Source organism: Pseudomonas sp. DD1 (genome assembly GCF_044510355.1).
In the GTDB taxonomy this organism is placed as follows: Bacteria; Pseudomonadota; Gammaproteobacteria; order Pseudomonadales; family Pseudomonadaceae; genus Aquipseudomonas; species Aquipseudomonas shahriarae.
Window position 1 is genome coordinate 48,882 of record NZ_MSAJ01000006.1, and the last position, 12,882, is coordinate 61,763.

General features: G+C 59.7%; 11 protein-coding genes. 8 read left to right on the forward strand and 3 right to left on the reverse strand.

The window, feature by feature from the left end; all coding sequences use genetic code 11:
- Positions 1 to 63: 63 nt before the first annotated feature.
- From dapC to map, 3 genes are all read right to left on the reverse strand, one after another.
- On the reverse strand, positions 64 to 1,263 hold the full coding sequence (dapC, locus tag PSFL_RS05125) for a succinyldiaminopimelate transaminase (protein ID WP_170059939.1): 1,200 nt from the start codon (positions 1,261 to 1,263) through the stop codon (positions 64 to 66).
- A gap of 146 nt (positions 1,264 to 1,409) precedes the next feature.
- Complete coding sequence (locus tag PSFL_RS05130) at positions 1,410 to 4,112, reverse strand: [protein-PII] uridylyltransferase (protein ID WP_115127527.1); 2,703 nt, start codon at positions 4,110 to 4,112, stop codon at positions 1,410 to 1,412.
- 67 nt (positions 4,113 to 4,179) lie between these two features.
- The gene (map, locus tag PSFL_RS05135; protein WP_032858167.1) at positions 4,180 to 4,962 is read right to left on the reverse strand and encodes a type I methionyl aminopeptidase; all 783 of its coding nucleotides are present in this window, start codon (positions 4,960 to 4,962) and stop codon (positions 4,180 to 4,182) included.
- A gap of 386 nt (positions 4,963 to 5,348) precedes the next feature.
- On the opposite strand from map, the gene rpsB reads away from it, so the two are divergent.
- The 8 genes from rpsB to rseP all read left to right on the forward strand — a co-directional run bounded on the left by rpsB (position 5,349) and on the right by rseP (position 12,809).
- Positions 5,349 to 6,089 carry a 30S ribosomal protein S2 gene (gene rpsB, locus PSFL_RS05140; protein WP_029297291.1) on the forward strand — a complete coding sequence of 247 codons (741 nt, stop codon included), beginning with the start codon at positions 5,349 to 5,351 and terminating at the stop codon, positions 6,087 to 6,089.
- A 193-nt stretch (positions 6,090 to 6,282) separates the two neighbouring features.
- Complete coding sequence (tsf, locus tag PSFL_RS05145) at positions 6,283 to 7,146, forward strand: translation elongation factor Ts (RefSeq protein ID WP_003172264.1); 864 nt, start codon at positions 6,283 to 6,285, stop codon at positions 7,144 to 7,146.
- Between the two features lie 211 nt (positions 7,147 to 7,357).
- Positions 7,358 to 8,101, forward strand: coding sequence for a UMP kinase (pyrH, locus tag PSFL_RS05150; protein ID WP_003172271.1), 744 nt, complete (start codon positions 7,358 to 7,360; stop codon positions 8,099 to 8,101).
- Positions 8,098 to 8,655: a ribosome recycling factor gene (gene frr, locus PSFL_RS05155; protein WP_057439907.1), complete on the forward strand. Its 558-nt coding sequence runs from the start codon at positions 8,098 to 8,100 to the stop codon at positions 8,653 to 8,655. The genes pyrH and frr overlap by 4 nt, the downstream gene beginning before the upstream one ends.
- Positions 8,656 to 8,672: 17 nt before the next feature.
- Positions 8,673 to 9,428 (forward strand): polyprenyl diphosphate synthase, encoded by a 756-nt coding sequence (gene uppS, locus PSFL_RS05160; RefSeq protein ID WP_315492582.1) that lies wholly within the window; start codon positions 8,673 to 8,675, stop codon positions 9,426 to 9,428.
- Entirely contained in the window at positions 9,428 to 10,234 is an 807-nt protein-coding gene (locus PSFL_RS05165) for a phosphatidate cytidylyltransferase (RefSeq protein WP_057439903.1), read from the forward strand. Before uppS ends, PSFL_RS05165 begins: the two co-directional genes overlap by 1 nt.
- The gene (gene ispC, locus PSFL_RS05170; protein WP_057958695.1) at positions 10,231 to 11,421 is read left to right on the forward strand and encodes a 1-deoxy-D-xylulose-5-phosphate reductoisomerase; all 1,191 of its coding nucleotides are present in this window, start codon (positions 10,231 to 10,233) and stop codon (positions 11,419 to 11,421) included. The genes PSFL_RS05165 and ispC overlap by 4 nt, the downstream gene beginning before the upstream one ends.
- A 35-nt stretch (positions 11,422 to 11,456) precedes the next feature.
- Positions 11,457 to 12,809 carry a sigma E protease regulator RseP gene (rseP, locus tag PSFL_RS05175; protein WP_170059940.1) on the forward strand — a complete coding sequence of 451 codons (1,353 nt, stop codon included), beginning with the start codon at positions 11,457 to 11,459 and terminating at the stop codon, positions 12,807 to 12,809.
- Positions 12,810 to 12,882 lie beyond the last annotated feature (73 nt).

Sequence of the window (12,882 nt, forward strand, 5' to 3'; positions counted from 1 at the left end):
CCCCTGTTGCCCTTGCGCGATCTCAACGCGCAGGCCGCTCCCGGGCGGGAGCGGCCCCTGTCATCAACGACGACGCTGGATAAAGTTGCGCATCCGTTCGGCGGCTTCAACGCATTCGGTCAATGGCGCAACCAATGCCAGGCGCACCCGTCCGGCCCCTGGATTGAAGCCATCCACTTCCCGCGACAGGTACGAGCCCGGCACCACGGTCACATGTTCTTCCGCGAACAAATCGCGGCAGAACGCGGCATCGTCGCCCTCGACGTTCGGCCATAGGTAGAAGCCCCCATCGGGGTTTTGCACGTCGAGTACCGGCTTGAGAATCGCCAGTACGGCGTCGAATTTTTCCCGATACAGGTCACGATTGGCCTGTACATGAGCCTCGTCCTGCCATGCGGCGATGCTTGCCAGCTGGGTTTGCACCGGCATCGCGCAGCCGTGGTAGGTGCGGTACAGCAGGAAGGCCTTGAGGATTTCCGCATCTCCGGCCACAAACCCCGAGCGCAGGCCCGGCAGGTTGGAGCGCTTGGACAGGCTATGGAACACCACGCAGCGCTTGAAGTCCTGGCGGCCCAGCTCGACGCAGGCGCTGAGCAGGCCTGGCGGCGGAGTTTGCTCGTCGAAGTACAGCTCGCTGTAGCACTCGTCGGCGGCGATCACGAAGTCGTACTGGTCGGCCAGGGCAATCAGTTTTTTCAGGGTGTCGACCGGGATCAGTGCGCCGGTCGGGTTGCCGGGGGAGCACAGGAACAGGATCTGGCAACGTTTCCAGATATCGGCTGAGACCGCGTCGAAATCCGGGTTGAAGCCGTTTTCATCCAGGCACGGCAGGTAGTGCGGCTTGGCCCCGGCGAGGAACGCTGCGCCTTCGTAGATCTGGTAGAACGGGTTTGGGCTGACCACCAGGGCATCGTCACCCCGGTTGACCACGGTCTGGGTGAAGGCGAACAGGGCTTCGCGGGTGCCATTGACCGGCAGGATATTGCGCGCCGGGTCCAGCCAGCCCTTGGGCACGTCGAAACGCCGTTCGCACCAGGTGGCAATGGCCTCGCGCAACGCGGGGATCCCCAGGGTAGTGGGGTATACCGCCATCTGATCCAGATTGTTGGCCAGGGCCTGGGCAACAAAATCCGGGGACTTGTGCTTGGGTTCACCAATGGACAGGGCAATCGGGCGCTTGTCCGGGTTTGGTGTGACGCTGCCCAGCAGGGCACGCAATTTCTCGAACGGGTAGGGTTGCAGTTGGTTCAGGGCGTTGTTCATCGGGGCCTCTATCGTTGAGCGCGGCCCTGTGGGAGCTGGCTTGCCTGCGATGGCATCGCCTCGGTGTACCAGATACACCGCGCCGCCCGCATCGCAGGCAAGCCAGCCCCTACAAGGTCCGCGTCCACAGGGAAATTAAATTCAACTCAAATGGTTATTCTGGACAGCTCCGCGCCAGGCTCCTGATTCACGCTCAATTGCGCGACGATGGCGTCCTGCAAGCGGCGGCACAGTTCAGGGTCGGACAGTGGCTGGTTGTCGGCATCGGTAATAAAAAACACGTCTTCGACCCGCTCGCCCAGGGTGGCAATCTTGGCGTTCTGCAACGACAGGTCAAACTCCAGGAAAATCCCGCCGATCCGCGCCAGCAGGCCAGGGCGATCGGGGGCGCTGAGCTCGAGTACCGTCACCGGGCGCTGGGCATCGTTGTGGATCGTCACCTCAGGCGCAAAGGCAAAGTGCTTGAGCTGGCGCGGTACCCGGCGCTGGATGATGGTCGGGTAGTCGTCCGGGTTGCGCAGGGCCTCGGTCAGGCCCTCGCGGATCTTCTTCACGCGTTCGGGGTTGTCGCCGATGGACTCGCCTTCGGTGTCGAGCACGATATAGGTGTCGAGGGTGAACTGGCTGCTGGAGGTAATGACCCGCGCGTCATGGATGTTCAGGTTCAACTGGTCCATTGCGGCCACGGTCACGGCGAAGAAGTCATGCTGGTCCGGCGCATAGATAAAGATCTGCGTGCCGCCTTCGAATTCGCGCTGGGTGGTTTCCTTGATCAGCACCAATGGGCCGCCGTCGGCCGGCTGCTGCAGGATCGCGTCGGTATGCCAGGCCACGTCGCCTGCGGTGTGGCGCAGGAAGTAATCATCCCCCAACTGCGACCAGAGTTGCTCGACATCGTCCGGGTCGTTGCCGCCGCGCACCAGGATATCCAGGGCTGCGTTCTGGGTGCGGCGGATCTGCTCTTCGCGGTCCACCGGGTTCTCCAGGCCGCGGCGCAAGGCGCGCTTGGTCTCGGTGTAGAGCTGGCGCAACAGACTGGCGCGCCACGAGTTCCACAAGGTCGGGTTGGTGGCGTTGATGTCGGAGACGGTCAGCACGTACAGGTAGTCGAGACGGGTTTCGTCGCCGACGATCTGCGCAAAGTCATGGATCACCTGCGGGTCGGACAAGTCCTTGCGCTGGGCGGTGGTGGACATCACCAGGTGGTTCTGCACCAGCCAGACGATCAGGCGGCTGTCCCACTGCGGCAACTGGTGGCGCTGGCAGAAGGCTTCGGCATCCACTGCGCCGATTTCCGAGTGGTCACCATGCCGGCCCTTGCCGATATCGTGATACAGGCCGGCCAGGTAGATCAGTTCAGGCTTGGGCAGCTTGGCCATTAGCTTACTGGCCAGCGGGAATTTCTCTGACACCTGGGTGTATTGCAGCTTACGCAGGTGTTTGATCAGGTTCAGGGTGTGGGCGTCGACCGTATAGATATGGAACAGGTCGTGTTGCATCTGCCCGACAATAAAGCCGAACTCCGGCAGATAGCGCCCGAGGATGCCGTAGCGGTTCATGCGCCGCAGGTTGCGGTGAATGCCGACCTTGCACTTGAACAGCTCGATAAACAGGCTGGTGTTGCGGATGTCGTGGCGGAATTCGTCGTCGATCAGGTGACGGTTTTCCCGCAGCAAGCGGATGGTATCGGCGCGCACGCCCTTGATTTCCGGTTGCTGGGCCATCAGCACGAAGATTTCCAGCATGGCAAACGGCGTGCGTTTGAACACGTTGTCGTTACGTGCCTCGATATAGCCATCGTGCAGTTGGAAGCGGGCGTTGATCGGTTGCGGCGGCGCTTCGTCTTCGGGGGCCAGGATTACTTCTTCGAAGTGCTGGATGATCAGGTCGCTGAGCTGGGCGATGCTCATGACCACCCGGTAGTACTGCTGCATGAAGCTTTCGATGCTGGTCTTCGCGTCTTCGCCCTCGAAGCCCAGCAGGGTGGCGATGGAGCGCTGATGGTCGAACAGCAGGCGGTCTTCGGAGCGTCCGGCCAGCATGTGCAGGGCGTAGCGCACCTTCCACAAGAACTCCTGGGACGAGGCCAGAAGGGCGTTTTCGCTCTCCACCAAAAAACCTTCGCCGGCCAGGGCCCGCAGGTTCAGGGTGCCGTACTGGCGACGGGCGACCCACAAAATGGTCTGGATATCCCGCAGCCCGCCGGGCGAGCCCTTGACGTTGGGTTCCAGGTTGTATTCGGTGTCGTTGTACTTGTGATGCCGGGCTTTCTGCTCGGCGCGCTTGGCCAGGAAGAACTCCTTGCTCGGCCACATATGCGCGGTGCTGGTGACTTCCAGCATGCGCTGGCGCAGACGCTCGGGGCCGCAGATGGTGCGGCTTTCCATCAGGTTGGTGACCACGGTCAGGTCGGCGCGGGCCTCTTCGGCGCATTCAGCCACCGAACGCACGCTTTGGCCGACCTCCAGGCCGATATCCCACAACAGCGTCAGAAAACGCTCGATGGAGTCACGAAAGATCTCATGGTCGGCGCTGTCCAGCAGGATCAGCAGGTCGATATCGGAGTAGGGGTGCAGTTCGCCACGGCCGTAGCCGCCGACTGCCACCAGGGCGATGTCGGCGTCCTCGCTCCAATCAAACTGCTCCCAGGCCTTTTGCAGGATGTTATCGACGAACCAGGCGCGATCCTCGATCAGCCGGCGAATCTCCCGGCCGCTGCGAAAGCGCTCGTCGAGCACCTCGCGGGCCTGGCGGATGGCCTTCTTGAAGGCTGCTATGGGGCTGGCCTTCAGCGCCAGTTCCGCCTGGAACTGGCCACGGTCGAAGAGTTCGGGATCCACCTGGGGCATTGATCGGCTTTCCTTTCTATCTAGGTGTAGGTCACAACATTGCTATCTGGAAAGCCCGCTGCAAGCATCAGGCCGAAACGCGGGGAATCGTGTCGTCGGCGCGCAGGGTGAAGATCTCATAGCCCGTCTCGGTGACCAGCAGGGTGTGTTCCCACTGCGCCGAGAGCTTGCGGTCCTTGGTGATGGCCGTCCAGCCGTCGCCCAGCACCTTGGTGTCGGCCTTGCCCTGGTTGATCATCGGTTCGATGGTAAACGTCATGCCTGCCTTGAGCTCCATGCCGGTGCCGGCACGGCCGTAGTGCAGGATCTGTGGCTCTTCGTGGAACACTTTGCCGATGCCGTGGCCGCAGAATTCACGGACTACCGAGAAGCCGTTCTTTTCCGCGTGCTTCTGGATCACTTCACCGATGTCGCCCAGGCGGCAGCCCGGCTTGACCAGCTCAATGGCCTTGTACATGCATTCCTGGGTGACCTGGGACAGACGCTCAGCCCACACCGGCACGTTGCCGACATGGAACATACGGCTGGTGTCGCCGTGATAGCCGTCCTTGATCACGGTGACGTCGATGTTCAGCGTGTCACCGTCCTTGAGCGGCTTGTCGCCAGGGATGCCGTGGCAGACCACGTGGTTGATCGAGGTGCAGATCGACTTGGGGAAGCCTTTGTAGTTCAGCGGCGCGGGGATGGCTTTCTGCACGTCGACAATATAGTCATGGCAGATGCGGTCCAGGGCTTCGGTGGTGACGCCGGGCTTGACGTGTTCGGCAATCATTTCCAGTACGTCGGCCGCCAGTTTGCCGGCAACGCGCATACCAGCGATGTCTTCGGCGGTTTTCAGGGTAACGGTCATACAGGCTCTCTCTAGCGCGACGCGCTGAAATCAATACGGTTTACGGGCGTGCGACAAAAAGGTGCAGCGTTCGCACAAGCCCAAAAAACGCGATTCTAACAGACGCAAGGTGTAAACCATGAGTGTCTGGCTATCGCTTCTCTCTATAAGGTGTGGGTATTTTCACCCGATTCAATGGCTTGGGTGGCGCTGGCGGCAAGCAAGTGCGATTGCGGGTTTCGTTTTTGCCGATGCTGTGGTATAAAATGCGCCGCTTTCCGGGGATACCCCGCAAAGCTTAAATCCACACACGTGTCGACACGATGACCTGGGTGCCGGAGGCCTTGAAGCCGCTGGTTGGTCATTGGGATACGTGGAGGCCAAACCCGACTTATTAAGGAACTATCATGTCCCAAGTCAACATGCGCGATATGCTGAAGGCCGGTGTGCACTTCGGTCACCAGACCCGTTACTGGAACCCGAAAATGGGTAAATACATTTTCGGCGCGCGTAACAAGATCCACATTATCAACCTTGAAAAAACCCTGCCAATGTTCAACGAAGCTCTGACTTTCGTAGAGCGCCTGGCCCAGGGCAAAAACAAGATTCTGTTCGTCGGCACCAAGCGTTCCGCTGGCAAGATCGTTGCTGAAGAAGCAGCACGTTGCGGTTCGCCGTACGTCGATCACCGCTGGTTGGGCGGCATGCTGACCAACTTCAAAACCATCCGTGCTTCCATCAAGCGTCTGCGTGACCTTGAAGTGCAAGCCGAAGACGGTACTTTCGCCAAGCTGACCAAGAAAGAAGCGCTGATGCGCTCCCGTGACCTGGAAAAGCTCGATCGTTCCCTGGGTGGTATCAAGGACATGGGCGGTCTGCCTGACGCACTGTTCGTTATCGACGTTGATCACGAGCGCATCGCGATCACCGAAGCCAACAAGCTGGGTATCCCGGTTATCGGCGTAGTCGATACCAACAGCAGCCCGGAAGGCGTTGACTACATCATCCCAGGCAACGATGACGCAATCCGCGCTATCCAGCTGTACATGGGTTCGATGGCTGACGCTGTAATCCGTGGCCGCAACAATGTTGGCGGCGGCACCGTAGAGTTCGCTGCTGAAGAAGCACCGGTCGCTGCAGCTGAGTAATTGACGCCCTGGCGTTGACTCAGTAAGCAAAAAGGGGGCTTGGCCCCCTTTTTGCCACCTCGAAAACCATTTGTGAGCGGCACAGCTACAGCATCTGTAACGTGCAGCGGTTAACAAGGGTGGTTCGGGAAGAATTGAACGCCCGTACAAGTCGGGTGGAATGGTTGAAAACCTATCCAAGAGGAATTTGAAAATGGCAGCAATTACTGCAGCGTTGGTTAAAGAACTGCGTGAGCGTACTGGCGAAGGCATGATGGATTGCAAGAAAGCCCTGGAAAAGGCTGACGGCGACATCGAAAAAGCCATTGATGACATGCGTGCTTCGGGCGCGATCAAGGCTGCCAAGAAAGCAGGCAACGTCGCTGCTGAAGGCGCTATCGCTCTGAAGGAAGACGGTAAATCTGCCGTTCTGCTGGAAGTGAACTCGCAGACCGACTTCCTGGCTCTGCAGGACGACTTCAAGGCATTTGTTGCTGCTAGCGTTGAAAAAGCGTTCGCCGACAAACTGACTGACGCCGCTCCGCTGATCGCCGCTCAAGAAGCTGATCGTCTGGTACTGGTCGGCAAGGTTGGCGAAAACGTCAACATCCGTCGTCTGGTGCGCGTTGAAGGTGATGTTGTCGGTGGTTACCTGCACGGCAACAAGATCGGTGTTGCAGTTGTCCTCAAGGGCGGCAACGTTGAACTGGCCAAAGACATCGCTATGCACGTAGCGGCCAGCAACCCTGAGTTCCTGCTGCCTTCGGAAGTTTCTGCCGAAGCGATCGAGCGCGAAAAAGCTGTGTTCCTGCAGCTGAACGAAGAAAAAATCAAAGGCAAGCCAGAAAACATTGTTGAGAACATGGTCAAAGGCCGTATCAGCAAGTTCCTGGCCGAAGCAAGCCTGGTTGAGCAGGCGTTCGTCAAGAACCCTGAAATCAAGGTTGGCGAGCTGGCCAAGAAAGCCGGTGCTGAAATCGTTTCCTTCACCTACTTCAAAGTAGGCGACGGCATCGAGAAGCCGGTCGACAACTTCGCTGAAGAAGTTGCTGCCCAGCTGGCTGCCGCTAAGCAATAAGACAGTTTTCAACTGTCGCCCAAGAGAGGCTGCCCGCTCACGCGCGCAGCCTCTTTTCAAATGGGATGCTCAATTTTATTTGGCTTCCCTTTGGAACTGGCTTACAAAGCCGTGTTCCGATGGCGCTGTGACAGCGTCCAGCTAGAGTGAACGCAAGCCGTAAACGGCTCGCCAAGAATTTTTTAAAAATACGCCGCAGGAGAGATTCGCAATGGCTCAGCAGGGCAGTGGTTATCAGGCTCGCTATAAACGCATTCTACTCAAGCTTAGCGGCGAGGCCCTGATGGGCTCGGAAGAGTTCGGGATCGATCCCAAGGTGCTTGACCGCATGGCGTTGGAAGTCGGCCAACTGGTCGGTATCGGCGTCCAGGTCGGCCTGGTGATCGGTGGTGGCAACCTGTTCCGTGGCGCCGCGCTCAGTGCTGCTGGCATGGATCGGGTCACTGGCGACCACATGGGCATGCTGGCCACTGTGATGAACGCCCTGGCCATGCGCGACGCCCTGGAGCGTGCCAACATCTCGGCCATCGTGATGTCGGCCATTTCCATGGTGGGTGTGACCGATCATTATGATCGCCGCAAAGCCATGCGCCACCTGAATGCCAAAGAGGTGGTGATTTTTGCCGCCGGTACCGGCAACCCGTTCTTCACCACCGACTCGGCTGCCTGCCTGCGTGCCATCGAAATTGATGCCGACGTAGTGCTCAAGGCCACCAAGGTCGATGGTGTCTACACTGCCGATCCATTCAAAGACCCGCATGCCGAGAAGTTCGATCATCTGACTTATGATGAAGTGCTGGATCGCAAGCTGGGTGTGATGGACCTGACGGCAATCTGCCTGTGCCGCGACCATAAGATGCCGCTGCGCGTATTTAACATGAACAAGCCCGGCGCCCTGCTGAATATCGTACACGGCGGCGCAGAAGGGACTCTGATCGAGGAAGGCCAACAATGATCAATGAAATCAAGAAAGACGCCCAAGCGCGTATGCAAAAATCCCTGGAGTCTCTGAACCACGCGTTTGGCCAGATTCGTACCGGCAAGGCCCACCCAAGCATCCTGGGCAGCGTGATGGTGCCTTACTACGGCTCCGACACCCCGCTGAGCGGCGTGGCCAACGTGACCGTAAAAGACTCGCGCACCCTGCAGGTCGTGGCCTTCGAGCGCAACATGCTCGCTGCCGTCGACAAGGCTATCCAGAGCGCTGGCCTGAACCTCAACCCGACCAACCTGGGTGAGTTGCTGCTGATCTCCATGCCGGCCCTGACCGAAGAAACCCGCAAGGGCTTCACCAAGCAGGCGCGCAGCGCAGCTGAAGATGCTCGTGTTGCCGTGCGCAACATCCGTCGCGATGCCTTGGGTGACCTGAAGAAGCTGGTCAAGGACAAAGAAATCAGCGAAGACGAAGAGCGTCGTGCAATCGCCGATATCGATAAGTTGACCAAGGAATCCGAGGCCCTGATCACCAAGGCCACGGAAGAGAAAGAAAAGGACCTGATGGCCGTATAAGGGGTCAGGACGCCTTCATGGAAAAGACCAAGCAGACTGTGCCCTCTGTGGTGCCGCGCCATGTCGCGATCATCATGGATGGGAATAATCGCTGGGCGAAAAAACGCTTTATGCCGGGTGTCGCCGGGCATAAAGCGGGTGTCGATGCGGTACGGGCCGTGATCGAGGTGTGTGCCGAGGCCAAGGTCGAGGTGCTGACCTTGTTTGCCTTCTCCAGTGAAAACTGGCAGCGCCCGGCCGAAGAGGTCAGCGCCTTGATGGACCTGTTCTTCAAGGCCTTGCGTCGTGAGGCCAAGCGTCTGAACGACAACAACATCAGCCTGCGTATCATCGGCGATCGCTCGCGGTTCCATCCGGAACTGCAGACGGCCATGCGTGAGGCCGAGGCTATCACTGCTGGCAGCAACCGCTTCGTCCTGCAAATCGCCGCCAACTATGGCGGGCAGTGGGACATTGCTCAGGCCGCCCAGCGCCTGGCGCGTGAAGTGCAGTCCGGTCATCTGCGGCCGGAAGACATCACGCCCGAGTTGTTGCAAACCTGTCTGGTGACCGGCGACTTGCCGTTGCCGGACCTGTGCATCCGTACCGGTGGCGAGCACCGCATCAGCAACTTCCTGTTGTGGCAGTTGGCCTATACCGAGCTGTACTTCTCCGACCTGTTCTGGCCGGACTTCAAACACGATGCCATGCGTAATGCGCTGGCCGATTTCGCTTCCCGTCAGCGTCGCTTCGGTAAAACGAGCGAGCAGATCGAAGCTGGAGCCCGGGTTTAATGCTTAAACAACGAATCATCACAGCACTGATCCTGCTGCCGATCGCCCTGTGCGGGTTTTTCCTGCTCGAAGGCGCAGGCTTTGCGCTGTTCATTGGTCTGGTCGTGACCCTGGGCGCCTGGGAATGGGCGCGCCTGGCAGGGTTTGCCGAACAACTGCCGCGGGTGGTGTACGCCGCCGTTGTCGCGTTGTTGCTGTTCCTGATGTACATCCTGCCGGATGTCGCACCCTGGGTGCTCGGGGCGGCGGTGCTGTGGTGGGCGTTGGCGACATTCCTCGTATTGACCTACCCGCGGACCAGCAGCAAGTGGTCCAGCGTCGCCTGCAAGCTGGTGATCGGCCTGCTGATCCTGCTGCCGGCCTGGCAGGGCCTGGTCTATATCAAGCATATGGCCCTGGGCAACTGGTTGATCATGGCGGTGATGGTCCTGGTCTGGGGCGCGGATATCGGTGCGTACTTCTCCGGCCGTGCCTTTGGCAAGCGCAAGCTGGCCCCTGCGGTCAGTCCCGGCAAGAGCTGGGAAGGGGTATACGGCGGGCTGGCCTTGACGTTGTTGATTACCCTGGTTGTTGGCGTTATGCGTGATTGGGGGGGCAAACAAATCCTCCTGGCCCTGATGGGCGCGGCGGTGGTCGTACTGATCTCGGTGGTCGGCGACCTCACCGAAAGCATGTTCAAGCGCCAGGCTGGCATCAAGGACAGCAGTAACCTGCTGCCGGGCCATGGCGGTGTGCTGGACCGCATCGACAGCCTGACGGCGGCGATCCCGGTGTTTGCCGTATTGTTGTGGATGGCCGCTTCGTGAGCCGCCTGCAGCAGGTAACCGTGCTGGGGGCAACCGGCTCGGTCGGATTGAGCACGCTGGATGTGATTGCCCGTCACCCTGAGCGCTACCAGGTATTTGCCCTGACCGGCTTCAGTCGCTTGAGCGAGCTGTTGGCGCTGTGCGTGCGGCACCGGCCGCAGTTCGCAGTGGTGCCGGATGGGACCGCTGCCCGTGGTTTGCAGGACGATCTGCGGGCTGCGGGTCTGTCGACCCAGGTGTTGGTCGGTGAGGAGGGCTTGTGCCAGGTATCCGCTGCCTCTGAAGTGGATACCGTGGTCGCTGCTATTGTCGGCGCCGCGGGTTTGCGTCCAACCCTCGCAGCGGTGGATGCTGGCAAAAAGATCCTGTTGGCCAATAAAGAAGCGCTGGTCATGTCCGGCGCGCTGTTTATGCAGGCCGTGCGCAAGAGCGCAGCGGTACTGTTACCGCTGGACAGCGAACACAACGCGATTTTTCAGTGCATGCCGGGCGATTTTGCCCGCGGCCTGAGCCAGGTCGGCGTACGGCGTATCCTGCTGACAGCCTCTGGCGGCCCGTTCCGTCAGACGCCGCTGGCCGAGCTGGAGCACGTCTCTCCCGATCAGGCTTGCGCTCATCCCAATTGGTCGATGGGGCGCAAGATCTCGGTGGATTCGGCCAGCATGATGAACAAGGGCCTGGAACTGATCGAAGCCTGCTGGTTGTTTGATGCTCGCGCCGATCAGGTCGAAGTGGTGATTCATCCGCAAAGCGTGATTCATTCCCTGGTCGACTACGTGGATGGCTCGGTGCTGGCCCAGTTGGGCAACCCGGACATGCGCACGCCGATTGCCAATGCCCTGGCATGGCCAGAGCGGATTGACTCGGGTGTGGCGCCTCTGGACCTGTTTGCTATTGCCCGCCTGGATTTCGAAGCACCGGATGATCAGCGCTTCCCTTGCCTGCGCCTGGCACGTGAGGCGGCAGAGGCGGGCAACAGCGCTCCGGCGATGCTCAATGCGGCGAATGAGGTCGCGGTTGCTGCGTTTCTTGATCGGCGCATCCGCTTTCCACAGATCGCGAGTATCATCGAGGAAATTTTGAGCCTTGAGCCGGTGGTTGCCGTGAATGATTTGGGCGCCGTGTTCGAGGCGGATGCCAAGGCCCGGGTCTTGGCCGAGCAATGGTTGAAACGCCACGCAGGTTAGTCGGCAGGCGCTGGATTGGAATGCGGAGAGATTAGATGAGTGCGCTCTACATGATTATCGGCACCCTGGTTGCTCTGGGTGTGCTGGTCACTTTCCACGAATTCGGTCATTTCTGGGTGGCGCGCCGTTGTGGCGTCAAAGTCCTGCGTTTTTCCGTGGGTTTTGGCATGCCGCTGCTGCGCTGGCACGACCGCAAGGGCACCGAATTCGTGATTGCCGCTATTCCCCTGGGTGGCTACGTCAAGATGCTCGACGAGCGCGAAGGCGAAGTGCCGGCTGATCAGTTGGATCAATCTTTCAATCGCAAGACCGTTCGTCAGCGGATCGCTATCGTGGCTGCCGGCCCGATCGCCAACTTCCTGCTGGCCATGGTGTTCTTCTGGGTCCTGGCAATGCTGGGCAGCCAGCAAGTGCGGCCGGTCATCGGTGCGGTGGAGGCGGGCAGCATCGCCGCCAAGGCCGGTTTGAGCGCCGGGCAGGAAATTGTTGCTATTGATGGCGAGCCTACTACAGGCTGGGGGGCGGTCAATCTGCAGTTGGTTCGCCGCCTGGGTGAGAGCGGCACCGTACAACTGGTGGTGCGCGAGCAGGGCTCCACGGCCGAGACACCGCGCGAGCTGGTCCTGGACAAGTGGCTCAAGGGCGCTGATGAGCCTGATCCGATCAAGTCCCTCGGCATTCGTCCATGGCGCCCGGCACTGCCGCCGGTGTTGGCTGAGCTCGATCCGAAGGGGCCGGCCCAGGCCGCCGGCCTGAAGACCGGTGATCGTTTGCTGGCCCTGGATGGTCAGGTGCTAGGTGACTGGCAGCAAGTGGTCGATCTGGTTCGTGTACGTCCTGATACGAAAATTGTGCTGAAAGTTGAGCGCGACGGTGCTCAAATCGACGTCCCTGTTACCCTCGCGGTGCGTGGAGAGGCCAAGGCAGCCGGCGGATACCTGGGTGCCGGGGTCAAAGGTGTCGAATGGCCGCCATCGATGGTGCGGGAGGTCAGCTTCGGGCCGTTGGCTGCAATTGGCGAAGGTGCAAGACGCACTTGGACCATGAGTGTGCTGACCCTCGATTCGCTGAAGAAAATGTTGTTCGGCGAGCTCTCGGTAAAAAACTTGAGTGGACCGATAACCATTGCTAAAGTGGCGGGCGCTTCTGCCCAGTCGGGCGTTGCTGATTTCCTGAATTTCCTGGCTTATCTGAGTATTAGCCTAGGAGTTCTGAATTTGTTGCCCATTCCAGTATTGGATGGGGGGCATCTGTTGTTTTATCTCGTCGAGTGGGTGCGTGGTCGCCCCTTGTCGGATCGGGTGCAGGGTTGGGGGATACAGATCGGTATCAGTTTGGTGGTCGGGGTGATGTTGTTAGCCTTGGTCAACGATCTGGGACGTCTGTAACGCTTCGCTGAATTGCGAATCTGCCGCATTTTGCGGCAGTTTGTTTATTGCCAGTTGGAATAAGAAAGGACTT